Source organism: uncultured Sphingobacterium sp. (genome assembly GCF_964277905.1).
Classification (GTDB): domain Bacteria; phylum Bacteroidota; class Bacteroidia; order Sphingobacteriales; family Sphingobacteriaceae; genus Sphingobacterium; species Sphingobacterium siyangense.
This window is the reverse complement of sequence record NZ_CAXYKD010000043.1, coordinates 90116-114754: the sequence shown is the minus strand read 5'-3', so window position 1 is coordinate 114754 and position 24639 is coordinate 90116. Positions and strand designations below refer to the sequence as shown.

The following is a 24639-nucleotide window of genomic DNA, read 5'->3' as shown; positions in this document are numbered from 1 at the left end:
AACCCTTCAGGCTACCCTTATAATAACCTATTATTCAATGCAAAAACCAATGCTTCATTCATGTTGCTTACCCCTAGCTTTTCAAATAATTTTCGCCGATGAAATTTCACCGTATCAATGGAAACGAAAATTTTCTCCGAAGTTTCATGAATGGTCAGACCTCGATGATAAAAACGTAAAATCTCTATTTCACGTTCGGTAAGATTAATCTTTTTCTGGGAGTTCCATTTCCCAGTCAACAGATCCAATTCCCATACTAAGTTGGAGTGCAACTTTTCGATAGTCACGTTTCCTGAAGATATATTAGTGGATAAAGACACGATACAAATTGCTTTCCATATTTTCCCCTCTTCTGTCAAAAAAACAGGTGTCAGTTTATGATTAATTAAAATAAACTTGTTGTGTGCATTTTGTATCTGAAAATCATACGATATAACATAAAGCTTCCGTTCCTCAATGGGTATTTTTTCATAAAAGCTAAACCCCGCTTCGTTAATCGTAATGAGCATCTGGAAATCATCAGATGGAACATATTTTTGATAAAAGCCATAGCCCATTTCCATCACCTCTTTGGCTGTTAAACCAGCGAGAAACAGCGGGTTGTCTGAAACAAACTCAAAACTTTTAGCTTGGTAATCGATTAGGTAAATACTCTGATAAGTAATCCGTGAGAAGGCTTTGACGAGCTCAATATAGCCGTGGGTCTGCTGGATGTCCTTTTCTGAAAGACGATCAACAGTATTTTTTTGTGAAAATAGCGCGTTAAAATCCATAACGAAATTCTAAATGTCGAAGTTAATTAAAACTACACTCAAGTGTAGCTTTTATTTGGACAAACTGTAATACTTTTGGACAAAACAGCTAAAAAATATAGCTAACTGAACGAAAAGCCGGAAAAAACATAAAACCACTTCTTACACAAATGCTTATTAACACTATTCAAATTCGAAATATTGGAATCGCTATCGGGATCTTATTTTTTGGAAACAGCTATGCACAGCAGAAAATTGAGGTTCTAAATTTTGGGACATTTCACATGAGCTATACGCCTGATGCACATAAAGTGGAATTTGACGAAAAAGATCAAAAAAACAGAAAAGAAACATACCAAGTAGCTAAACTGTTGGCAGACTTTAAACCAACTATCATCTGCGTGGAAATCATCCCTGAAAAAAACGAAGAATTGAACGGCGACTACAGCTCTTTTATTAAAGATAAAGGACATAAAGCTAAGTTCGGTGGTGAAATAGCCATAATTGCATATGAAGTTGGCAAACTTGCAGGGGTAAAAAAAATTTATGGAATTGATGAACAACAAACTGCTGCTTATAATTACAACATTGCAAATGAGTTGGAGAATCAGGTAGACAGTGTAACCTATAAAAGCTACATGGGAAAAATTATGCAGGAATTCGCCCATATTGATAAACTCTCCATTTTAGAAAAATTAAAGGTATTTAATCAAAAAGAGACCTTGCAAAAGTTTATCAATGTAAACGCCGATATCTTAACCTACAGCAGTACAAAAGGTAATTTTGAAGGAGCAGATGAAGCCAGTAAATTCTACCGAAGAAATCTACGGATATTCTCCAATTTAAATCAGATCCCGGTCACTGGGCAGGATCGAATTTTGCTAATCACGGGCGCTACTCACGCAGCTTTCCTTGGTGAACTTTTGCAACGGAGCCCCAAATACAAACTCGTAGAAGTTGCCAAATACCTTCAATAAAACCATCGGTAAGCAAAGACTCCTTTGGCGAATTTCGAATGAAGCAGATTAACAAACCTTAATTATTTAAAGAAACACTTCAACATGATAACATGCAAAAACTGTGGCACGGGCATTACGTCAAAATTCTGTCCCGATTGTGGCCAACCTGCGACGCTAAAAAGGATAGACGCTCATTATATCACCCACGAAATAGAACATGTGCTTCACTTTGAACGCGGTATTCTCTATACCATTCGAGAATTGGTGACAGCTCCAGGTAAGAATGTGCAAAACTACATTTCTGAAAATCGCAGCCGACTGGTCAAACCTATTATTTTCGTTATTGTCACATCTTTAGTGTATTCTATTATTGCCCACTTTTTCCATACTGAAGAGCGCTATTTGCAATCAATCGACAGCCATGGTATTGAAAGCAAACTCGTCATCACAACCAACATCTTTCGATGGCTACAAGGTCATTATGGTTATGCTAACATTATTATGGGGTTCTTTATTGCACTTTGGACTAAATTATTTTTTAAAAAATACGGTTATAATCTTTTTGAAATCATCATCTTATTATGTTTTATTATGGGGATGACAATGTTAATTTATGCACTTTTTGCAATAATTGACGGTATCACGCACCAAAGTTTAATCCTATATGCAACTTTAGTAATTTGTATATATTACTCTTGGGCCATAGGACAGTTTTTTGATAAAGCTAAAAAGATCAACTATTTTAAAGCATTTGCCGCTTCAATAATAGGCTTTTTCTCCTATTTGATCGTCATACTTTTCATTGGTATTACATTGGATATACTTATAAAATAGCAATTTTGTGACTGATGCAGACATATATCTAGGAAGCCACCATCATCAATTGATGCGATAAATGGGATAAAGAAGATGTGACTCTTCATAATAAGGTGAATGTTTGTATATCCAATCCAGCTGCGCACTACTACTTGCAGCAAGTTTAGGGTTACTCATCTTTTCACGTTCAAAGGCAGATCTTAAATCTTTATTCTCCTTTAGAAGCTTGGCTGCTGTATCTTCAAAAACATAAGCTGAATAGTATTCTTTCTGTCCTAAGATCGCATCAAAGAAATTCCAATTAAAATAAGAGTCTATTGCTTCAGGTTCCAAGGTTTCCAGCAGAAACTTCACACCGTCCTGATTCAAAGGGACCAAAAAGTCACCGGCACTGAAGTTTACCTTGTTGGAGTCCCTAAGGAGGCTGGTATCAAAATGCAAATAATGCCCCTCATATGGACTTGAAGTTGTCTTGAAATCCTTAATCCTATACTGTTCCACTGCAATAACAGAATCTTGTTTAAGCGGAATCATCTTGATTTGATTGAGTGTCAACAATTCAATAACTTTCCATTCAGACTGCGGAATGACATAATACGATGGAATCGTCACTTCTTTTGTCGGAACATATGTATTATATAACTTAACTTGTTTTGAAAACTTAGCGTTTCTATCATACCACAACCTATCTTTCGAAGAAACGTCACTTGGTTTATATTTTGCCTCGAAGCCCTTAAATTCCAGCGATTCATATTTTGATGAATCAAGCTTCCATGCTATGGCATATTTATCCCCTATTTGATATTGCTTTAGGTTTTCAGCTCTTTTTTGTTTAATCACCTTATAATTCTGTTCGATAAAATCCAAGTTACAACGCATATAGTCATAAGTCGCTTTGACACGTTCTTGATAAGGTTTCAACATATGTGTTTCCACAACCGTTCCGATTACATTAAATAGACTGGTGTAGCCTGTTGCATATCTTGGCGAATCCATAAAGGTTGGAAAACCACCATCGGGCACATCGTTGCGGATGTTAACATAGGGAACAGACATAAATCCTTTCTTTTGGAGATCCTTGAGTAAGTTCTTTTGCATGTGACTGTTAAAATAATTTCCCAAAAGGTTTCCTAAACGTTCTTTGTTTGTTGAGATATAGGTGAAGGTGTACTGATAATCGGCCCCATTGCTGACATGATTATCTATAAAAACATCTGGTTTGACCCATTGGAAAATCCGCTGAAAGCTCCGCGAGTTTTTAGTATCTGTCTTAATAAAATCCCTATTTAAGTCATAGTGTCTTGCATTTCCACGAAAACCATACTCTTCAGGGCCATTTTGATTAGCTCTGGAAAAGCTCCCACGATTTAACATCCCACTCACATTATAACTCGCCAGCGCAACAACACTAACATTTTGAGGTGCCTTTATCTTTCCTGTTGCCAAATCGCGCATAAGCATCATAGTCGCATCAATACCGTCTGGCTCTCCAGGATGAATACCATTGTTGACCAATAAAATGCACTTCTCTTCCCTAGCCACTTCCAATGTCTTTCCAAATGGATTAAATACAACAACATCTATTGGTTTATTGTTATCGTCTTCTCCTCGTGTTTCATAGTGAATTGTTGTATATTTCCGTGCCAATTCCTGATAATATGCCCGCATTTCCTCAAAACTTGCCGATTGATTGCCATTACCCCGTTCATAAGGTGTAAGTATTTGCGCATAACTTCTGCCAAAAAGCATGAAATAAAATAATATCAGGAACTGTTTCATAAGATCAATTTAGGCTCCAATTTACGATAAACTTGTTAAAATGCGTAAGCAATTTCTACCTTCTATTAGGAACGGCTTCCCAATAAAAACAAAATCCCTAAGAAATGTAGGGATTTTGTTTTTACTCTTTATCACTATTTCATTTGCTGACCTCATTTAATAATTCAATATCTTCCGTATCTAATTTAAGAGTCGGCGCCGCACATAGCGTATCCAATTGACTCTCACTTGTAGCACTTACAATGGGAGCGGTAATTAGCGGTTTAGCCAACAACCATGCTAATGCTACAGTAGCCTGTTTTGTCCCGTGTTTCTCGGAGATAACATCGAGCGCTTTTAGGACAGCTTTACCTTTAGCATCAAAATATTTTTTGATCCCACCACCCCTAGCCGTTTTATCAAAGTCAGCTTCAGTACGGTATTTACCGGTCAAGAAACCTGCAGCAAGCGACCAATATGGAAATACACTCAAACCGTACTTCTCGACCAATCCCGCATAATCTGTTTCAAAACCAGCACGCTCTACCAAATTGTAATGCGGTTGCAAAGCAACATATTTAGGAAGACCATTTTTCTCCGCAACATCAAAGCTTTCCGTTAACCGCGTTGGCGATAGATTAGAAGCGGCAATATAACGTACCTTACCTGCTTTTATTAAGTCAGCATAAGCCGACAATGTCTCTTCCACAGGGGTTACGTTATCGTCAAAGTGGGTATAGTATAAATCAATATGATCTACTCCCAATCGTCGCAACGATTCATCAGCAGATTTCAAAATATGTTTTCTTGAGATATCATACCCGTGCTCCTTAGTCTCGGATCCAACTTTTGTTGCGATTACTATATTTTGACGGTTGCCACGGCTTTTTAACCATTTCCCAATAATTTCTTCGGACTGCCCGCCGGTTCCATTCACCCACCAAGAATACGTATCTGCCGTATCGATAAAATTAAATCCTGCTCCTACAAATTTATCTAGCATTTCAAACGATTTTTGCTCATCTAATGTCCAGCCAAAAACATTCCCGCCAAAATTAATTGGAGCTATCTGCAAATCTGTGTGTTGTATTTCTACCTTTTTCATTGAAATTATCTGTTTATTGTTCCTTTAAATAAAAAATCGCTATGCAAGTACAGCTATAAAGCTAAAGTTACGGTATTCATCTTGAGCCACGCCAGCATTCTTCACATCTAAATGTCAAAAAGAGTAAAGTACGCTATTGCAATTTAGTACGCAGTTACTATGATTATACTAAATTGCAGCCGACTTTCGATCAGATCATTGTGCTCATAGTTAAAAATCTTATCTTCGTACTCATGGCCCATATCAATCTGACCTTCTTTGAGCATGTCAGATAAAGCCTTCAATAGATTGAACAGATTACATTGATAAAACCCAATCATCTATGATCCCAATAGTATATAGACGAGCAATGGAAAGTGATTTGACTTTTCTTTTAGATCTACGATTAAAGACAATGACCCAACATTTAATAGCCGCTGCTTTACCCACAACGAGGGATTCACATCTACAAAGAATTAAATACAAATTTGAACATGCTGCTATCATTGAATACAACCATATCCCTATCGGACTTTTGAAAACCGAGAAAGGACGGGCTCATATCGAGTTGATTCAAATACAGATCGATCCCCGATACCAAGGGAAAGGGCTAGGAAAAAAGATATTAAAAGATCTTATAGATGAAGCAATTTACGAAGGGAAGTCGATTTCATTACATGTATTAAAAACCAATAAAGCGCAAAAGCTCTACTTTAGTCTTGGTTTCGAAATTATCGGAGAAGATGAGCATTCATATCATATGAAGTACTCAAACAAGGATAAGATTTTAAAAAACAGGTCGGCTCTTTAACCGACCTGTTTTTTCATTACTTTTCAATAGACGACATATCGATTACAAAACGATATTTCACATCACTATCCAATACTCTTTGATACGCCTCATTTACATAATCGATATCAATCATTTCTGTTTCGGGTAGAATATTATGTTCAGCACAAAAATCGAGCATATCCTGCGTTTCCTGTATTCCCCCGATGCTGGAAGCCGTTAGGATCTTATTTCCCCCCATGATTGAGCGTCCATTAATTTCCATGGGTGCAGCTGGAATCCCCACGCAAATATAAACTCCGTTTGTTTTCAATAATGCAAGATAGAGATTATAGTCATGTGGTGCCGATACGGTATCAATAATAAAATCAAAATACGAGGAGAATTCCTTTATTTCATCGGCCTCATGGGTATTTAAGAATTTGTGTGCTCCAAGTAGAGCGGCATCGTCCTTTTTGCGTGGTGAATGGCTTATCATTGTGACTTCTGCCCCCATTGCCACTGCAATTTTAACAGCCATATGTCCCAATCCGCCTAAGCCCAACACACCAACTTTATGCCCCTTGCTAATATTCCATCTTTTTAATGGCGAATAGGTGGTGATTCCAGCACAGAGTAGCGGTGCCACCTTTTTAATGTCCAAAGATTCCGGCACATGAAGCACAAAATCTGCATCCGCAACAATATTATTGCTATAACCACCAAAAGTAAAGCTGTGATCATGCATCACATCTTTACTGTTGTACGTCCAGACGGTCTTTTTTTCTGAACAGAACTGTTGTTGGTCTGACTTACAGTTATCGCATTCGCCACAAGAAGCAACCATACAACCGACACCCGCCAAGTCACCTTTTTTGAACTTAGTCACCCCAGGACCAACTGCACTTATCCGACCAACAATTTCGTGCCCAGGAACAATTGGGTATTGTGTTCCACCCCACTCATCATGTACTTGATGAATATCAGAGTGACAGATCCCGCTGTACAAGATATCTATTAAAACATCGTTTGCACCAAGCTCTCTCCTTTCAAACTCCCAGTATTCAAGTGGAGAACTACTGTCTTTCGCCGCATAACCTTTCGACTTAATCATATTATCTTTTTTTATAGACCACAATTTGGATACGAAGATATCTTCGATCCCCTATTTACGCTGTACTAAGTTAGCGCGTATCGATGACGAATAAAGAAAAGCAAGCACAATATTGACACTACGCAAACAAAAAAACAAGTTTAAACATAGAAGTATCCGCACGAGACCATGTATATTTGAGTTCATATAAATCACTTCAATGAAAAGAACCAGTCTAACGCTAGCAATTATTTGCTTAACATCAATGGCCTTCGCCCAAAAGATAAGCTACAAAGTGAACACGCAAAATTCGACGATCAAATGGAATGCGAAAAAAGTTGTCGGGGGACATGTGGGAACAATCAATATACAAGACGGAACGGTACAGACAGAAAAGGGGAAAATTACCGGCGGTGGTTTTACCATAGATATGAATTCCATGGCTTGTACTGATGCTCCTAAATTGACCGGGCACCTAAAAAATGAAGATTTCTTCAATGTGCCTACATACCCCAGCAGTAAATTTGTCATCAGTAAAGTTGATAATAGCAAAGGTAATCCAATCATAACGGGTAATCTGACGATTAAGAATAAAACAAAATCGATCTCCTTTCCAGCAAAAGTCACCACAACTGCGGACGGACTTTCTGCTGAAGCTATAGGAGTTAAGGTAAATCGACTGGACTTTGATATACAGTATCGTTCAGCAAGCTTTTTCTCCGACTTAGGCAATCGCGCCATCGATGATGAATTCACCTTAGATATTGTGCTTAAGGCTGTAAAATAAAAACTTCGTAGGAGCCATTTGTTAATACAGGTGGCTCTTCCTTCACTACATAATCGCGCCGAGAATCGATGCGATTTACTCAAAATGATTTGACACACGGGCTACTTAAAGCTGTGATCTCACCTTATATCGACACGGAAAATCCAACAATTATTACACTTATTCTTCCTAAGAAATAGCGCATTAGCGCAGTACGACAGCATTAAACAAAGACTCTATTAAATTAGATTTGATTCAAATTGCACTTTGCAAGCCATAAGATTGATGAAAGTAAAGTTTTAAAATTATCTTTAAACTCGCTAAAGTAAGGTTAGACAAATTATATATGGAGAAAATAAAAACTTTTCAACAGCACGAGCTTAATAGAATTAGAAAAAATTGGAGTGAAAGTGATCTCGCATTTGAAAAGTTGGGAAGATCTTCTAATATATCCGATTATTCGGATCGGGAGATCAATGAAATGCTGCTCGGTGTATATAAAGACAGTAAACACCTTATGGTCGATGAAGACTACTTTATTGATCTCTCGAAAGCGCATAAAGCCAGTTGTATTTTGGTTGATGTATCGTATTCAAGACGTATCAAACCTGCTCCAAACAGCATACTTAATCTTCAGGATATCCGTAATTTTTACATTGAAGATTATTTTATAGAGACGAAAGAAGCATTCTCCAACAAAACTAAACATAAGATAACGGGTTATCTCAAAAAGATCGGCGGTATCAGTTTGGGTAAAGGGCAATACAATTATCTGTATTCTATTCCGAACGATTTCAAAACATTTTTCGGTGATACACCGGCCGATCTGTTCTATCCTATACAACGTTATATCAACGGGTTATTTTTTGACGACGATTATCGAATTTCAGATTTTGAAGTCATCAGTAAGATTGTTATCAGTAAGACATAATTCCGATTGCCGGAGCAACCACTCCTGGTTTCTTAATTGATAATCTCGCCACCATTCTGATCTAGTTTATCACGAAATTTTTCAAGTTCCTGAACACCTGGTTTTGCCCACTCAGCAACCTCACCTATAATTTTTAATGAAAACTCAGATCTATAGGAACGTGTCGGATTTCCGGGAAACTTCTGGTCCGTCAGATTAGGGTCATGCTCATAATAACCGGTAGGTTCAACAATAAATACCCGCTCGCTGCGCTCACCTTTTGCCAGGGCCGCTGCAAGTCCGGCCCCATTCATCATACCTGTAAAATAAATATGATTCATTTTGAAGTCGGCTTGATAGTTGGAATTGAAGCCTGGAACCAATAAATCGCCGATTTGTGCATCTGCTTTTGTACCGTGATAAAAAGGTCCCTTATCAAAGGGAATGTTCTTAAAAGAAGAGGCTAACCTTGCATATTCACTTGCCATTGCTTCTTCTCCTAAACTTGTGTAACAGGCACAAATCTTCAAATACATTCCGGGCAATGCACTGGTAGTCCGATCATCACTGATTACCAATGCGTGATCTAAGGCTATGTGCAGCCATTTTAAACGATCCGACACCGTTTTCTGCTGCCGAGATACAAAATAGGCTGCAATAAACTTCTCATGGTCATCGCTTGCCTCCCGATAACCCTCTGTAAAAAAGGACAGGGCTTCATCGTGTTTACCGTTTTCTTCCAATTGTATGCCTTTTAGGCAAAGTTTGACAACCCCGTTAAATGGTGAAAATTCCATCGTATAAATTATTATCTATTCAACCGAATATTATCCTCGCTGTAGTTATAAATGAACACCCTTAGTAACATCAGGACTTAAGGAAGGCTCTGTATGTAAAAAGCCAATTATTAAGAATAACCAGCTCTTCAACAAAATTGTTCTCTTATTTTCAATATTTCTCGCTGGAATCCTGAGAACAGTTGACCTCCAGAGAGCAGCTAAATTATCCGATAGTCGGTCTCTTTAGAATGCAATATTGCCTTTGTGTATCAAGGAAGTCACCGGTGAAATACGAGAAACTGCTTCAGCGGAACAACTTGCCTCAACAAAAACCATGCTTGCCTCATCACCCACTTTCGGCCATTGTTGATTTCCATTATTGTCCAAAGGCAATTTGTAGCGTGTCGCGAAAGCGAGTGTTCTAGATAAGCCGAATTCTGTTCCATAACCATAAAGCTCAGCAATAAGATTCGCTTTCTGCAGCATGTTTCCCGAGCCAAACGTATTCCAGTGATCCTGAATATTGTCATTTCCAATCAAAACCTCCACACCATATTTCCGAAGTGTCGGAATAGGCATAATCATATTGCCAAAGGGCACAGAGGACACGATTCCCACCCCCGCTTCTGCGAGACGCGCCGCAATTTTTTCGGCTTCTACATTTGTGAGACGACTAAGTGCGAAAGCATGGCTAACAAAAGCTTTCCCTTTTAATTGGGGGTTTTCCAATGTACGGTCGATCAAAAACTCGATTGTCTTCATACCACTTTCTCCCATTTCATGGAGGTGTATGTCAATTCCCTTATTGTTATCAAGCGCCAACTGCGTAATCTGGTCCATACTTTTTTCGATACTTCCATCCAAAGAGTACGGATCTACTCCACCTATGAAACTAACAGCATCCAGTTTTGCAACATCCTTCAAAATAGGTAAAGTATCTGTATAATAAAGGCCATGCTGTGGAAAAGCAACCAGCTCCGCTTCTACCGTGTCTTTTTTCGATGCCAGTGCCTTTTCCAAATTTGTTAACGATTTTAGTCCAGATGTTGGATCAACATTGAAATGTGAACGAATAAAATCAGTTCCGTATGCCTGCAGAAAACGCAGCATTTTGCCCGTTCTTTCGACTGAGGTGCTTAACCATTCTGGGATCATCTTCTGCTCATACGCGATCATATCTTTTACGGTATGCCGTGTTGGCGATACAGCTTCCCATGGCAGACCAAACAACATTTTATCCAAATGGGCATGCATATCCTTAAAAGCCGGCAACATCAAGTGTCCTTTTGCATCGATCGCATTAGCATTTGCAGTATTTGGTTTGATTCCTTTGATCTTACCTTCTTCAACTTCAACACAGAATAAAGCCGTATTTGTGCTTATAACTTCCTTTCCATCAAACTCGAATCCTGTCTCAAGCCGTACGTTTTTTAAAATATATGTTTTAGCTTTCATATTTATTTTGATAATATTCTTTTTCTTGTTCTCTAAAATTTACTGGACAATAGAAACGGTATTATTTTTCCACTTTTATTATTCAGTATCACCAGAACAAAGGTCGCAATGATTCTCCCTGATCTTTTGCAGAATACATCTCGATATTTGAACAATTTATCACAGCGCCGACTTTTGCTCAACAGTATACATAAGGTGAAACTACCACGAATGTACTTTCAGCCAGCATGAGACCAATGAGAACAACACTTAAAATACACTGTAGTAATAAATTGTCCAACAGATGGAATGAAAACCACATTGTAAAAACAGCCTTAGCTACTATTTTTGTATTAAACATCGAAGCTTCTTCGGCTTTATCGAAAAAATTATAGCACAATAAAATGATGAAAACAACTTTAATACTCCTGATAATGATGAGCATAACAAATTCGTGCCGATCGGCATTAACAGAAAACTCATATACCGAAAATTCGTCCCAGGAAGAAATTATTAAATTGGTCACCAAAAATGACTTAGAGGGAGTGAAAAAAGCGCTCGAGAATAATGCCAACGTAAATAGCGAAGATACGAATAAACGTTCTATTCTACTTATCGCGACAAACAATGGAAATATTGAAATGGCCAAATTATTGGTAGAGTATGGTGCCGATGTCAACCTTCAGGCCGACAATATGGACAGCCCATTTTTATACGCAGGTGCAAGTGGGCAAGTTGAACTCGTCAAACTTTTCTTAGATCACGGCGCTCGCTTCGATTTATTTAATCGATATAACGGCACAGCTTTAATCCCGGCATGCGAACGTGGATATGTAGAAACGGTAAGATTATTGGCCAATACCAAAAATTTCCCTTTGGATCATGTCAATCGTTTAGGATGGACCGCTTTGATGGAAGCCATTGTACTCGGTGACGGAAGCAAAAAATATCAGGAAATTATTCAGATTCTAAAAGATGCTGGGGCAAAATTGGATATTCCTGATTTCAATGGCACAAGCCCTTTGCAACACGCAAAACAAAGAGGCTTCAATGAAATTGTTAAGATACTAACATCAGAAATATAAAGATTCATCTTCCTTTAAATACTCCAATTTGAATAAAATTTCAAGCAGTATTTCACCATGCTATCTGATTTTTCATTCTCAATGGCTAGTTTTGCAATATGCAGCATAAAATAATAGACAAAGTTGCTTTAATTAACATTAAAGACAGGAAAATACTGAGCACACGTTCCAAGACTAAAACAAAATTTTACTTTCCCGGTGGTAAACGAGAGAATAATGAATCCGATATTACCTGTTTAAAAAGAGAAATACTGGAGGAGCTTTCTGTGCACATCGTCGAAGAATCAATGCGCCTTTTGGGCACCTTTGAAGCAATCGCCGATGGACGAAATCAAGATACGCTCGTAAGAATGACCTGCTACTTTTCTGATTTCGAAGGAGTATTGCATCCAGCGAATGAAATCGAGACATTTGAATGGTTAACCTATAAGGACAAACATAGGACTTCTGCCGTAGATCAGATTATCTTTAGCCGATTAAAGGAAATGAATCTTATCGATTGATAGAACAGATGAGCGTTGTTTCTCATATCAAAATATCAGACAACGCTTTTCCGTAATGTAATAACCGTAATTTCAGGCCAAACACCTATCCGACCTTTTAGGCCGTGAAAACCAAAACCGCGGTTGACATAAAGATATTTTCCTTGTTTTTGATAGAGTCCAGCCCACTGTTTATAAAAATATTGAATTGGACTCCATTTTAACCCAAATAGTTCTATCCCAAACTGCATACCATGCGTATGTCCTGCCAGCGTCAGATGGACATGTTGGTCATAGTCCAAAGTAACATGATCCCAATGTGAAGGATCATGAGACATCAAAATTTTGAAGGTATCCGCGTCCAATCCAAGGGTTGCTTTAGCAAGATCACCATATTGATGAAACCCTCCTTTCCCCCAATTCTCAACTCCAATTAACGAAATACGCTCACCTTGCTTTTCTATTGCTATCGATTCATTTAGCAGCAATTTAAATCCCATTTCATGATGAATTTCCTTAAGCCTATTCAAATTTAAGGCTTTTGATTCAACACTTTCCCATTGTACGTAGTCCCCATAATCGTGATTTCCAAGGACTGAAAACTTGCCCGAAGGAGCTTCTAATCGGTTGAAGTCCGAAACCCAGGGTTCCATTTCGGAAGCTTTATTATTGACTAGATCGCCCGTAAACAATACCAGATCACTGTTTTGTGCATTGGCTAATTCGATACCTTTACGTACCCTTTTGATATCAGATAAACTACCAGAATGAATATCCGATAGCTGCGTAATTTTAAAACCGTCGAACGCCGTAGGTAGATCAGGAAAACTCAATACTTCCTCCCTCACTTTATAAAAATAACGACCTTTCGTTAAACCGAAAAAAATAACCAATAACATGGCCCCCGCCAAAAACAATACAATCTCACTCAAAAATATACTACGTGGAGGAAATGAACGAAAAATACGCATCAGATCTTCAACAAATAAAAAGGGAACAGCAAGCAATTTTGGTATGAAAACAATTAAAAATGCTGTAATCAGACTTGTTGCTGTCTCCTGGACATCATAACCCGCTCTCCGCAAAAAAATTAACGTAAAAACACCAAAAAACAACAGGATATCAATCCCCCAATACATGTTCTGCCAAATCGAACCACGAATAACCGTACTGAAAGCCTGAAAAAAATAGATATCACCCAAAACAAATAAGAATAATATCAGTAAAAGTCTCTTTGCCATATTAACTAAAATATTGATTTTAAATTGCTAATGATATGCCAAAAGAGATTTTTGAGCTATTACAGCCCCTATCATCATAAATAGTGATGTCTATGTGACAATTGAAACTTTTTGCACTCCAATCAATCAGAAAACTATCCATAGTTTCCTCCAAAACATGTCAAGATGTCTGATTATCCCATAAATGAACCCAACCGAGATACTGCTTATTACTCCAAAATTCCAGTCTTTTGCATACATGCTCTCATTTTTTGGTAGGTACGCTCAATGTCTTGATCTAGACCAATGGAAAACCTGATCAATCCATCGGAAATACCCATCTTCAAACGATCTTCCTCAGGAATTTCTGATGACGTAGAGCTACCTGAACAGGAGAATAGGGTCTTATAGAATCCTAGGCTGACAGCTAAATACCCTAAATTTTCAGCCTGCATCAGTTCCATTAGTTCATTGGCTTTTTCGGTTGTTTCCACATCAACTGTCATTAAGCCCCCAAAACCATAGGTTTCATGCATCATGTTTTTCATTAGTTCATGATCTCGATGCGACTGCAAGCCCGGATAAGATACCTTTAATCCATCTTTCTCAAACCGTTCGGCAAGATACATTGCATTATAACTATGTTGTTTCATCCGTATATGAAGTGTTCTTAAATTCTTCAATATACTTGCCGAACGTAAGCTGTCCATCGTTGGCCCCAATAACATACAGGCACCTGTGTTCACATTTTTCGTTTCATTAATAAACTCCTGACTTCCACAATAAACCCCACCGACTGTGTCACTGCTGCCATTGATAAATTTCGTTAAACTATGAATGACAATGTCCGCTCCCAAAAGTGTTGGTGAGATGGATAATGGAGAAAACGTATTGTCGACAATCAGTTTTAGCTTGTGTTTTTTACAGATGACCGAAAGTTTTCTTAAATCTGCCACATGCAATAAAGGGTTGCTCACACTTTCACAATACAACACTTTTGTATTAGGTCTTATCGATTTTTCGAGTTCTTCGACATCATTAATATCCAAAAATGTCGTCTCAATCTGGAAAGGCGGGAGAAAATTTTTAAGAAAGGCATAAGTTCCACCGTAGATTGTCCTACTGGAAATGATATGGTCACCACTTTTACATAGTTGTAAAAGAACTGTTGTAATCGCTCCCATCCCCGAAGATGTTACATTGGCCGCAGCGGTATCCTCCATTTTTGCTAAGGCTTGTGCCAAATACAAATTCATCGGCGACGAATGCCTTGAATAGAGATAACAGCCTTCCGCATTCCCTTCAAATGTGTCGAACATTTTTTTAGCGGAAAGAAAAGTATAGGTAGAGCTATCTGAAATTGACGGGTTCACACCTCCAAACTCACCAAAGTATTGCAAATCTTGAATTTCATTTGCTGCATTAAAATTTTCCATGTTTTTATCTTTAAAATTGAGATATTTCAAATTATATTACAAGTAATTTTACTTATCTTAGAATATAAATCTATTATACAAGCAATAATTAGTAAAAACATCTAGCTGATTTAAAACGAGCTAGTAAAAACCAAAAAAAAATCTATGCAATTTGACGAGATTGACCGTAAGCTATTGCGTTTTCTACAGGAAGATGCCAAACAAACGACCAAAGAACTCTCCTACAAACTGAGCTTATCTGTAACAGCGGTCTATGAAAGAGTCCGTAAACTCGAAAATACTGGAATTATCGCAGGTTATGTCGCCATACTTGACAAAAAGAAAATAGCAAAAGACTTCCTTGTATTATGCCACGTAAAATTAACACAGCACAAAAAGGAGTATATCTTACAATTTGAAAAAGAGGTCATGAACCTTCAGGAGGTAACCGAGTGTTTCCACGTGAGTGGCGACTACGACTATATCCTAAAGATTTGTGTCCAGGATATGGCAGATTATCGGAGTTTTATGTTAACGAAATTAACGAGCTTACAGCATATCGCAAGCACCCATAGCTCATTTATGATCGCTGAGGTGAAAAATACGATTGCAATTGATTTGTAAAAAAATTTAAACCAAAACACCATTTTTTGATGCTATTGCTTCCGGAAGATCCTCATCTCCCACCATTTGCAACACATCAATTTCTATGGTTCGACAAATCGAAAGCATAGGCACATCAAACATGAGTCCTCCAAAAGGATTTTCAGTATAATCGCCGACCAATTCCATCACAATATAAATCCATCCAATTACCACACAAAAAGGAATACTCGTCCATATCCCCCAGTCGCCCAATTTCGCAAATTCATTTACTAGGCCCAATGGGAGTAGAATGATGAGAATAACATTAAAGACAAATGCTGTACTGGCAAATTGTCTCGGTGAAGGAAATTTTTTGATTCTTTCTGCCTGACCTTGATAGTCGTAAAATTGATTCAGGCAATTCTGCAGTTGCGTTTGGTTAAAATCCGAAATGATTTGATCATTTTTCAATGCATTAACTTCCTTTGCTTGTTTAGAAATCAAATACGTTGCAAAATTTTTATAGGTACTCTGCAACTTAAACTCATCTGTAGAAAGGTATTTGCGCAAAAAAATCGATGTTCTACTGTAATCAGGAAAGCCAGCCTTTATCAGCCTGTTCCGTTTAACATTCATTGAACCAAAGTGTTTTTTCAAACTGACATGCTCCCATTCTGTCGGGATCAACAACTGCTCACGAAAAGTATATAACCAAGCGATATGGCGATAGGCAATCCTTTTCCTCCGCTCCTCCAAATCGGTATGATCACCATCTTGGGTATCAAAGGCATATAACATTGCCGTGAAAGAACGACTTGAATTGACAATCCCACCCCAGATTTTCCGGGCTTCCCAAAGTCTATCATAGGCCTGATTATTCTTAAACCCGACATAAAAAGCCTCAGCGGTTCCAATCAAAGCCAATGGCACCCAAGGAATTATCATCCACTGCCAATTAAAAAAATAATAGATGATCGCCACCAAAGAGCACCAAAGCGTCAGCCATATTAAATGTGCGCCCGCTAAATTAAATATTTGTCGACGGTTAAAATACTTGGTTGTGATCATAAAAATTAAATATCTTCCTTTATTAAAAACGTTATGAAAGTACAATTTAAATTGTAACTGTCCAATACGCTAAATTGTTTTCGACACGATGATATTTTATCTCGCTCATTTTTATAACAATAAACCTCGTCGCTTTATATGGCTTATCCTTAAATTTACGGCTTCCATCCCTAAAAGGTTTCCTTATATCCAAAAAAATTGAAATAAGCCACCAGCGAAACTAGTTTTGAATAATTATTCAAAATTTATGATCAAATTAATTACTTTCAGTCTTATCACCTTTCTCCTTAACAACTTCCTGTTCGCCCAAACCGCCATTGTTGGTAAAGTCTCGGATCAATATGGCGCGTCGATCCCCTATGCTTCATTATCCTTTCGCGCATTACACGTAAAGAAAGATTCTCTCATTGAAAAAATAACAGATGAAAATGGAAATTTTCAGTTAACGCTTACCGAAAAAGGGACTTACCTCGTTTCGATTCGCGTGGAAAATGTACTCAAAACGCAACAAAAAATTGAAATTAACGACCTTAAAGCCCCGCTAGCGTTCATTGTCCCAAAATCACTACTATCCAACCTCATGTTAGATGAAGTAACAGTAAATAAGCGCAAACCAACAATACAGCGAAAAATTGACCGCATCATTATGAACGTAGCACAAACCGCCAATGCTTCTGGAAAATCAGCTTTGGAATTATTTAAAATGGCTCCCGGGGTATTCGTTAACAATGGTCAAATCTCCATTAATGGAGTTGTAGGAACACGTATTCTTGTCGATGGCAAAAGTATTAACCTCGCGGGAAATGATCTCAGGAACTACCTTCAAACCTTGCGTTCCAACGACATCCAATCCATTGAGATTATCGCACATCCCTCGGCAGAGTTCGATGCAGAAGGCAGTGGTGGTATCATCAATATTGTGCTAAAAAAGCAAGATAAACAGGGACTCAATGGTTATATTGGCAATGACTATGCAATTGGGCTTGGAAAATATGTAACGTACACTCCTTATGCAGGTTTGAATTATCAAATAGGTAAAGTTGGTTTAATGGCAAGTTATTCCCATAGTCGTGCAAAGTCATACGAGGAACTAAAACAACGACGAGATTTTCCAAATCAGGGATTATATCAGCAAGAAACGGAAAACACTCAGACCAACAAAAACGACCGTATACGGCTTGGTGCGACCTATGATTTCACGGGGAAACAATTTCTAGGCTTTTCCTACACCGGTCAATACAGCAGTTTCCTTGGACCATCCACGGCGCATTCGACAATTACCTATCCCGATGCGGCAAAAAACATCCGCTCGCAAGGTAGCTTCCCATCTGAATCAAAATCTAACTACCAAAATCTCGGTTTAAATTATGTTTTGGAAACAGACAGTTTACATTCGAAATTCAGCCTTGTTATCGATTATACACACAATCAACGAAACGGAAATAGTATCAGCAATAGTGTCGATTTCGATGCGAATGGTAACATACGCAGTGATACTTTGTTCAGATTGGATTATCCCAGCGAAGCAAAAATTTTTACTGGCGACGCAAAGTACAATTGGATAACTAAATCTGGAAACAATTTATCAATTGGTATAAAAGCGACTGCAACGGATATCATGAATACCAATCGATACCAGGTCTTTCATCAGGCCTGGATGCCAATGCCTGCCCTTGATTTCCAGTTCGATTACGAAGAACGAATTTATGCTACCTATGCAAATTATACGGGAAAATGGGCCCAAATAGATTATCAATTGGGATTAAGAGGCGAGAAATCCAATATTCAAGGACAACTTTTGAGCGAGCAAAGGGACAAACTCGCACAAGACTATTTCAATTTGTTCCCAAGTATTTTTTTAAAGAAGAATTTAAACTCGCAGGGAAGCAATTATATATTACTTACCTACAATAGAAGAATTAAACGGCCCTCATATTTTGATTTAAACCCTTATAAATATTATATAGATAATTATTCCGTACAGACAGGAAATCCCTTTCTGAAACCGCAGTTCACAAATTCGTTCGAAATTAGTGGATTATGGAAAGAAAAATATTATACTGCTTTGAACTATTCCCATACCAAAAATGCGATCTCGCAAATTATACGCAACCAGGCAGAAGAAGAACTGTTAACGATTATTAAAGACAACGTGGGGACTCAAGGAGTATGGACGGCCACTCTGAGCGCTCCCATTTCATTGCTACCCTGCTGGTCAAGTACGAACACGATTTTATTCACTCATACACGTTCAACTTCCCCCTATTTTAATCTAAAGAAAGCTTCTTTTATATTACAGACAGAACAAGAAATTTCCTTTGGCAAAGGATATAGTATAAATCTGAATGCTTTTTACACCCCCCAAATGTTACTTGGAAATATTGTAACTAAAGCCATCGGCTCCGTTGATCTAGGGATTCAGAAAAAATTAATCAAAGATCAATTGGTTGCCAAGGCAAATATTAGCGACATCTTTTTTACCAATAATTATCGGGCGACAAGTTATTTTAACAATACTAAAATCTGGATAATGCACAGGGAGCAATCGCGTGTATGCTCCATTTCTTTACTATATAACTTCAAAACCGGCACTACCTTTAAAGCAAAACGAATGGAATCAAGCAGTATGGAGGAGAAAGGAAGATTATAAATGTACCACTATTTTTTATCTTTGCGGCTCATTGAGCCGCAAAACTGAACTATCTAAGGATTTATGAAACAATCTCGACTTAATCAATACATCACTAAAGCAGATACATTTTTCAGGAAGCAGGATTTCGATACTTTTTATACAACAAATGTACGTATCCTACTTCATTTTGGAATGTGGTTTACGTTTACCCTGCTCCTTTTCAGCAACTACTATTACGTAACTGGAATATCCTCAAACCAATCAATATTTTTGTCAACGCGTGTTTTATTGTCTTCTCTTGTTGTCTTTTATCTATTTTTCTACTTGGTTATACCTTATGCGAGGAACTTAAATTTATGGATATTACCTTTCTTAACTGCGCCAATATGTATTTTTATTTGGTTATTTATCAATAATTTGTTTTATGTGTTAGCTTACAAATATGGTTTTGATATTTCTAATTTGTATCCATTAATGGGTAAGGAAAAGGATTTTATTCCCAACCTGTGGTCCGTATTCAGCTTTAAAGCAGTGTTATTAAATGCATTGTCGGTTATCTATTCATTGTCTCCTTTTTTCTTTACCAAAATATTAATAGACATCAGAAGAATAAATAAAGACCGAATGCGAATCCTGGAGCAGAAGTCAAAATTGTTATTGGAAAATATTAGCGTAGAAAAGGCTTTTTTAAAAGCACAACTCAATCCACATTTTTTATTCAACACACTCAACAACCTCTATCGTTTGACGCTAAAAAAAGACGACACAGCACCTGAGGTCGTATTGAATTTATCCGAAATTATGGGGTATACACTATACGATTCGGATGTAGAATACGTCTCCTTAGCTAAAGAGCTGGATTTTATAGAGAATTACTTTTCATTGGAAAAAATGCGTTACCCAAAATCATATCAGATTGAACTAAATATAGAGGGGCGAGCGCATGCTCACGCCTTAACTATTGCTCCTTTATTGACCTTCACCCTTATCGAAAATGCATTTAAATATGGGCTGAAAAACGAGGAAAAATCCTTTGTCATTCTTACTATTCATATCAGCAAAGATCAGGTTGCCTTTAAAATAAAAAATGACAAAGATGTATTCAATACCGTGAAAACACCTAGCTTTACGGGTATTGGTATTAAAAATTTACAAAAACGTTTACAATTGATTTATCCAAACCAAAGCGACCTTTACATCATAGATAGCTTCAATGAATTTAGCGTTGCATTGAATATCGCACTTCAACATGATTGAAAAATATAGTTGCATCATCATCGATGATGAACCTTTAGGCATTGAACTTATTACGGATTTCGTCGAACAAGTACCTTTTTTGGAATTAAAAAAGACCTTCAGTAAGCCACTGGAGGCAATGGCTTTCTTGCAGGAAAATCCCATCGATATTGTGTTTAGCGATATTGAGATGCCCCGCTTAACTGGTTTAGATCTGTTGGAAACGCTGGCCCAAAAACCTTACTTTATTTTTATAACTGCCCATCGACATTTCGCCATTGACGGATTTGAAAAAGGTGCCGTAGATTACCTTATTAAACCCATTCGATTTGAACGCTTTTTGAAAGCTGCAAATAGAGTAAAGGAAAAAATATCACCCTTTAACAAACTAAATGACAACCCAATAAAAACAGAACGAATTTTTATAAAAAGTGAAAATAAATTTATAAAGATTATGCTTAGGGATATTCTATATATTGAAGCTCAGGGAAACTATTTGAATATTGTCACGCAGACCAATGCACATCAAACCCTATCTACCCTTAAGTCGATGGAAGAAATTTTACATAACACCAGTTGCTTTCGAATTCATAGAGCATTCATTGTCAATACAGATAGCATACAATCGTTAAATGGAAATATAGTCCAGCTTTCAAATGGAAAAACTATCCCCATTGCGAGCAATAAAAAAGATCTCTTATATACGCTTTTAGGATTAAATTAGATCGATTATAGGCGATACGCATGGTGAAAACTTTAGTTGATCCGCTATAAAAACAAGTATAAAGCACTATTGTATATTTTTACTCGTTTGATTAATTTTAATCTTACGGACATAAACAACTGCCAAACAAATAACAAGGATATGATGAAGATAAAAGCATTTACATTAAATATAGGTCTTTTCCTTTTTGCTGCAACGACTTTCGCGCAGAACAAAGCGGAGTTAAAATCATTGTTGAATAAAAACAGTGAATTTGTATTTCCGCAGACAATAGATAAAATAGCGGCTACGTTAAACGTAAAAACAGTCTTCTATGAAGATGCCAACGAAGAAAAGTATGCAAAATGGATCACAAAATCCGGCTTGGAACTCTATAGCAATTATGGGGCTGATAAATCCGTCAATGAACTGTTTTTTGATATCCCTGAAGACAAGTTTCTGGTTGTCGAAGGGTTGCCTTTTGATCTAGCGATCAATAAAACAACAGTCAAAGAGGCGCTCTCAAAATTCAGCAGACACAATGTTAAAAAGGAAAAACTTGATGCTGGAAGCTCTTTTCCGGGCGGTACCAGACTGACGATGAAAACAGGAACACATTTTACCACTTTACTTTTCGATAGCAAAAATCTTTTAAAGTTCATAGGCTTGACAACCTCTTTAATTGACCCCGCTGCCAATTAAAGACTGGGGGTCAATATACTATTTATTAGCTAGGTTGCCCAGGCATGATCCCCCTTTTGATAAGGGAAATCGCCGTTATATTTCCCAGGGATTTTCACATAACGGAACACTTCCGTGGCGCCTAATTTTGAGCTAAAAAAAGTAAGCAGTGTAAGCTGTTTAAACAGCGTAAAAAAATGGGGCAGTTCATTAACTGCTTTCTTTTCATCGTAATCTTGCGCTTCCTTGTCCAAAATATCAACAAAAGCAGTTTGGTCTTTTTTGTCGAGTTGCTGAAAATTACGTCCAAATTCTTTCTTGGCACGTTCGTCAATTCCGGCTGTTCCAGTCAAAAAAACCTGCTGTTCTTCAAGTTTATAGCAGTCTCGCACTAGAACGGGAATTTCAGAACCTACACCAGCTTCTTTCGCCCCTGGGGTAGTAGTTTTAGGAAGAATCGCCTCCGCGAGATCTCCCAAAAAATCGATTGATTTTGGATCAAAGAGCATTTCTATATCTTTCGAAGCAGACCTCTGGCATCCTTCCAAAAATAACGAAACACCAATAACTGTTCCTCCCATGAGCATGGCTACACGTTGTATTGCTTCTCGTCTATTCATAATTATTGCATCATAAAATATTAAAGATTCCCTTTTTTTAATTCATTAACAGCAAAATCTACGGCCCTTGCAGTAAATGCCATATAGGTAAGCGATGGATTCACACAGGAAGACGAAGTCATAAAGGCCCCATCTGTCACAAAAACATTTTTAGCATCCCATACTTGGTTAAATTTGTTTAATACCGAGCTTTTCGGATCATTGCCCATCCGTGCCGTGCCCATTTCATGAATTCCCTGTCCCATACTAAACCCGTTGTCGTAGGTTGTTACGTCTTTGACACCGATAGATTCCAACATTTCCTTCATTTCATTACTTGCATCAAGCCGTATTTTCCGCTCATTATCCTTAATCTCTGCATCTATAGCCAATACTGGAAGCCCCCACTTATCTTTTACAGATGAATCCAATAGGACTTTATTTTCGTGATATGGCAGTATTTCGCCAAATGAAGTAAAACCTACTCCCCAGCTTCCGGGCTCGGCGATAGCATCTTTCCAAGCCCCACCCACGCTCTTATTATCTACTTTGCCCGACCATTGTCCCCTTGAAGCTCCGCCCTGATAGCCAAAGCCACGTATGTAATCTCTCTTCTTGGTATCGCCGGCAATATTAGCAAATCGGGGTACATATAATCCATTGGCGCGTCGTCCAAAAATATATTTATCCTCAAATCCTTCAACTCTTCCCCCGGCTCCACTATTTAACATGTGATCCATCAGATTATGTCCCAGTTCACCACTGCTGCTCCCAAGACCACCTTCCCATACATCAGTAGCTGAATTCATTAACACCCAGGTGGAATTTAAAGTCGAAGCACATACAAAGACAATTTTAGCAAAATACTCGTAGGTTTGATTCGTCTCCGCATCAACAATTTCTACTCCTTTAGCTTTCTGTGTATCCCGATCGTAAATAATGCTTTTTACTATTGAAAATGGTCTTAGGGTAAGTTTTCCAGTCTTCACTGCTGCGGGCAATGTTGCAGACTGTGTGCTAAAATAAGCGCCGAAATTGCAACCCAGCCAACATTTGTTCTGGTATTGGCAATTAACACGGCCGTGGTGGGGCAATGTTATGTTGGCTACCCGGCCAATTATAAAGTGTCTTTTTCCCTGATAATGCGATTTCAAGCGTGCAGCAAGATCTTTTTCCACAATATTCATGTCCATTGGCGGCATAAATTCGCCATCCGGCAACACCGCTATACCGTCTCTATTACCTGAAATACCCGCGAATTTTTCAACATGACTATACCAAGGTGCTATATCTTTATAACGTACCGGCCAGTCAATACCATGCCCGTCTTTGCTATTTGCCTCAAAATCAACATCTGACCATCGATAACTCTGCCGCCCCCACATAAGCGAGCGACCGCCAACGTGATAGCCCCTGAACCAATTAAAGGGTTTTATTTCCTTATATGGACTTTCTGTCTCATTAGTCCAAAAGTCGATGTTCCCTTCGTTCATCCATTGATTTTTAATTCCAAAAGGTAAGTAGTGCTGGGCTCGATCCAAAGGTACCCGACCCCGATGCGGAAATTCCCAAGGATCTTTGTTTGGTGATGGGTAATCTTTGATATGCTCAATATTGCGTCCTCTTTCTAACATGATGGTTTTCAATCCACGTTCCGTTAGTTCCTTGGCTGCCCAGCCACCTGTGATCCCAGATCCGATGACAATTGCATCATAAACATTATTTGCCATTTATTTATAATTGGTTTATTTGGTTATTACTCAAAGGGAAGTTTCCCTTTAAAATCAAGTCTCCTCCACAATCAAGTGCTGCA

The 24639-nt window shown here is 37.9% G+C and carries 23 protein-coding genes; 12 read left to right on the top strand and 11 right to left on the bottom strand.

Annotation, left to right across the window (positions count from 1 at the left end; all coding sequences use genetic code 11):
• Positions 1–17: 17 nt before the first annotated feature.
• Positions 18–773: a response regulator transcription factor gene (locus ACHWSC_RS18935; protein ID WP_075992811.1), complete on the bottom strand. Its 756-nt coding sequence runs from the start codon at positions 771–773 to the stop codon at positions 18–20.
• Positions 774–922: 149 nt separating this feature from the next.
• On the opposite strand from ACHWSC_RS18935, the gene ACHWSC_RS18930 reads away from it, so the two are divergent.
• Together ACHWSC_RS18930 and ACHWSC_RS18925 are read left to right on the top strand one after the other, a co-directional pair.
• Positions 923–1729 carry a DUF5694 domain-containing protein gene (locus ACHWSC_RS18930; protein ID WP_201668232.1) on the top strand — a complete coding sequence of 269 codons (807 nt, stop codon included), beginning with the start codon at positions 923–925 and terminating at the stop codon, positions 1727–1729.
• Positions 1730–1813: 84 nt separating this feature from the next.
• A complete protein-coding gene (locus ACHWSC_RS18925) occupies positions 1814–2545 on the top strand; it encodes a DUF3667 domain-containing protein (RefSeq protein WP_394677795.1) in 732 nt (243 codons plus the stop codon).
• Positions 2546–2590: 45 nt separating this feature from the next.
• Here the strand turns inward: ACHWSC_RS18925 and ACHWSC_RS18920 are convergent, their stop codons facing one another.
• Positions 2591–4306: a hypothetical protein gene (locus ACHWSC_RS18920; protein ID WP_394677794.1), complete on the bottom strand. Its 1716-nt coding sequence runs from the start codon at positions 4304–4306 to the stop codon at positions 2591–2593.
• A 139-nt stretch (positions 4307–4445) separates the two neighbouring features.
• Positions 4446–5390, bottom strand: a complete 945-nt coding sequence (locus ACHWSC_RS18915; RefSeq protein WP_201668230.1) for an aldo/keto reductase — start codon at positions 5388–5390, stop codon at positions 4446–4448.
• A gap of 322 nt (positions 5391–5712) precedes the next feature.
• Between ACHWSC_RS18915 and ACHWSC_RS18910 the strand changes: the two genes are divergently transcribed.
• The gene (locus ACHWSC_RS18910) at positions 5713–6180 is read left to right on the top strand and encodes a GNAT family N-acetyltransferase (RefSeq protein WP_394677793.1); all 468 of its coding nucleotides are present in this window, start codon (positions 5713–5715) and stop codon (positions 6178–6180) included.
• Between the two features lie 16 nt (positions 6181–6196).
• Here the strand turns inward: ACHWSC_RS18910 and ACHWSC_RS18905 are convergent, their stop codons facing one another.
• On the bottom strand, positions 6197–7252 hold the full coding sequence (locus ACHWSC_RS18905) for an NAD(P)-dependent alcohol dehydrogenase (RefSeq protein ID WP_394677792.1): 1056 nt from the start codon (positions 7250–7252) through the stop codon (positions 6197–6199).
• A 199-nt stretch (positions 7253–7451) separates the two neighbouring features.
• Here ACHWSC_RS18905 and ACHWSC_RS18900 point away from each other — a divergent pair, with 199 nt between their 5' ends.
• Both ACHWSC_RS18900 and ACHWSC_RS18895 read left to right on the top strand, forming a co-directional pair.
• Positions 7452–8018, top strand: a complete 567-nt coding sequence (locus ACHWSC_RS18900) for a YceI family protein (protein ID WP_075992815.1) — start codon at positions 7452–7454, stop codon at positions 8016–8018.
• Positions 8019–8343: 325 nt separating this feature from the next.
• Positions 8344–8928 (top strand): hypothetical protein, encoded by a 585-nt coding sequence (locus tag ACHWSC_RS18895; RefSeq protein WP_394677791.1) that lies wholly within the window; start codon positions 8344–8346, stop codon positions 8926–8928.
• Between the two features lie 32 nt (positions 8929–8960).
• Here ACHWSC_RS18895 and arr read toward each other — a convergent pair whose 3' ends face one another.
• Both arr and ACHWSC_RS18885 read right to left on the bottom strand, forming a co-directional pair.
• Positions 8961–9704, bottom strand: a complete 744-nt coding sequence (gene arr, locus ACHWSC_RS18890; RefSeq protein WP_394677790.1) for an NAD(+)--rifampin ADP-ribosyltransferase — start codon at positions 9702–9704, stop codon at positions 8961–8963.
• A 225-nt stretch (positions 9705–9929) separates the two neighbouring features.
• Positions 9930–11141, bottom strand: coding sequence for an amidohydrolase (locus ACHWSC_RS18885; RefSeq protein ID WP_394677789.1), 1212 nt, complete (start codon positions 11139–11141; stop codon positions 9930–9932).
• A gap of 413 nt (positions 11142–11554) precedes the next feature.
• Here ACHWSC_RS18885 and ACHWSC_RS18880 point away from each other — a divergent pair, with 413 nt between their 5' ends.
• Both ACHWSC_RS18880 and ACHWSC_RS18875 read left to right on the top strand, forming a co-directional pair.
• Entirely contained in the window at positions 11555–12205 is a 651-nt protein-coding gene (locus ACHWSC_RS18880) for an ankyrin repeat domain-containing protein (protein WP_201668225.1), read from the top strand.
• Positions 12206–12303: 98 nt separating this feature from the next.
• Positions 12304–12708, top strand: coding sequence for an NUDIX domain-containing protein (locus ACHWSC_RS18875; protein ID WP_112376394.1), 405 nt, complete (start codon positions 12304–12306; stop codon positions 12706–12708).
• A 35-nt stretch (positions 12709–12743) separates the two neighbouring features.
• Here the strand turns inward: ACHWSC_RS18875 and ACHWSC_RS18870 are convergent, their stop codons facing one another.
• Together ACHWSC_RS18870 and ACHWSC_RS18865 are read right to left on the bottom strand one after the other, a co-directional pair.
• Positions 12744–13928, bottom strand: a complete 1185-nt coding sequence (locus tag ACHWSC_RS18870) for a metallophosphoesterase (protein ID WP_088161732.1) — start codon at positions 13926–13928, stop codon at positions 12744–12746.
• A 209-nt stretch (positions 13929–14137) separates the two neighbouring features.
• Complete coding sequence (locus tag ACHWSC_RS18865; RefSeq protein ID WP_394677788.1) at positions 14138–15343, bottom strand: aminotransferase class I/II-fold pyridoxal phosphate-dependent enzyme; 1206 nt, start codon at positions 15341–15343, stop codon at positions 14138–14140.
• Positions 15344–15487: 144 nt separating this feature from the next.
• Here ACHWSC_RS18865 and ACHWSC_RS18860 point away from each other — a divergent pair, with 144 nt between their 5' ends.
• Positions 15488–15946, top strand: coding sequence for an Lrp/AsnC family transcriptional regulator (locus ACHWSC_RS18860; RefSeq protein ID WP_201668223.1), 459 nt, complete (start codon positions 15488–15490; stop codon positions 15944–15946).
• Between the two features lie 6 nt (positions 15947–15952).
• On the opposite strand, the gene ACHWSC_RS18855 is transcribed toward ACHWSC_RS18860, so the two are convergent.
• On the bottom strand, positions 15953–16975 hold the full coding sequence (locus ACHWSC_RS18855; protein ID WP_394677787.1) for a bestrophin family protein: 1023 nt from the start codon (positions 16973–16975) through the stop codon (positions 15953–15955).
• Between the two features lie 247 nt (positions 16976–17222).
• Between ACHWSC_RS18855 and ACHWSC_RS18850 the strand changes: the two genes are divergently transcribed.
• From ACHWSC_RS18850 to ACHWSC_RS18835, 4 genes are all read left to right on the top strand, one after another.
• Complete coding sequence (locus ACHWSC_RS18850) at positions 17223–19625, top strand: outer membrane beta-barrel protein (RefSeq protein ID WP_394677786.1); 2403 nt, start codon at positions 17223–17225, stop codon at positions 19623–19625.
• Between the two features lie 408 nt (positions 19626–20033).
• On the top strand, positions 20034–20864 hold the full coding sequence (locus ACHWSC_RS18845; RefSeq protein WP_394677785.1) for a sensor histidine kinase: 831 nt from the start codon (positions 20034–20036) through the stop codon (positions 20862–20864).
• The gene (locus tag ACHWSC_RS18840) at positions 20857–21567 is read left to right on the top strand and encodes a LytTR family DNA-binding domain-containing protein (protein WP_201668220.1); all 711 of its coding nucleotides are present in this window, start codon (positions 20857–20859) and stop codon (positions 21565–21567) included. The genes ACHWSC_RS18845 and ACHWSC_RS18840 overlap by 8 nt, the downstream gene beginning before the upstream one ends.
• A gap of 141 nt (positions 21568–21708) precedes the next feature.
• Entirely contained in the window at positions 21709–22248 is a 540-nt protein-coding gene (locus ACHWSC_RS18835; protein ID WP_145326854.1) for a hypothetical protein, read from the top strand.
• A 29-nt stretch (positions 22249–22277) separates the two neighbouring features.
• Here the strand turns inward: ACHWSC_RS18835 and ACHWSC_RS18830 are convergent, their stop codons facing one another.
• Positions 22278–22847: a gluconate 2-dehydrogenase subunit 3 family protein gene (locus ACHWSC_RS18830; protein WP_394677784.1), complete on the bottom strand. Its 570-nt coding sequence runs from the start codon at positions 22845–22847 to the stop codon at positions 22278–22280.
• A 20-nt stretch (positions 22848–22867) separates the two neighbouring features.
• Positions 22868–24556: a GMC oxidoreductase gene (locus ACHWSC_RS18825; protein WP_394677783.1), complete on the bottom strand. Its 1689-nt coding sequence runs from the start codon at positions 24554–24556 to the stop codon at positions 22868–22870.
• Between the last annotated feature and the right edge of the window lie 83 nt (positions 24557–24639).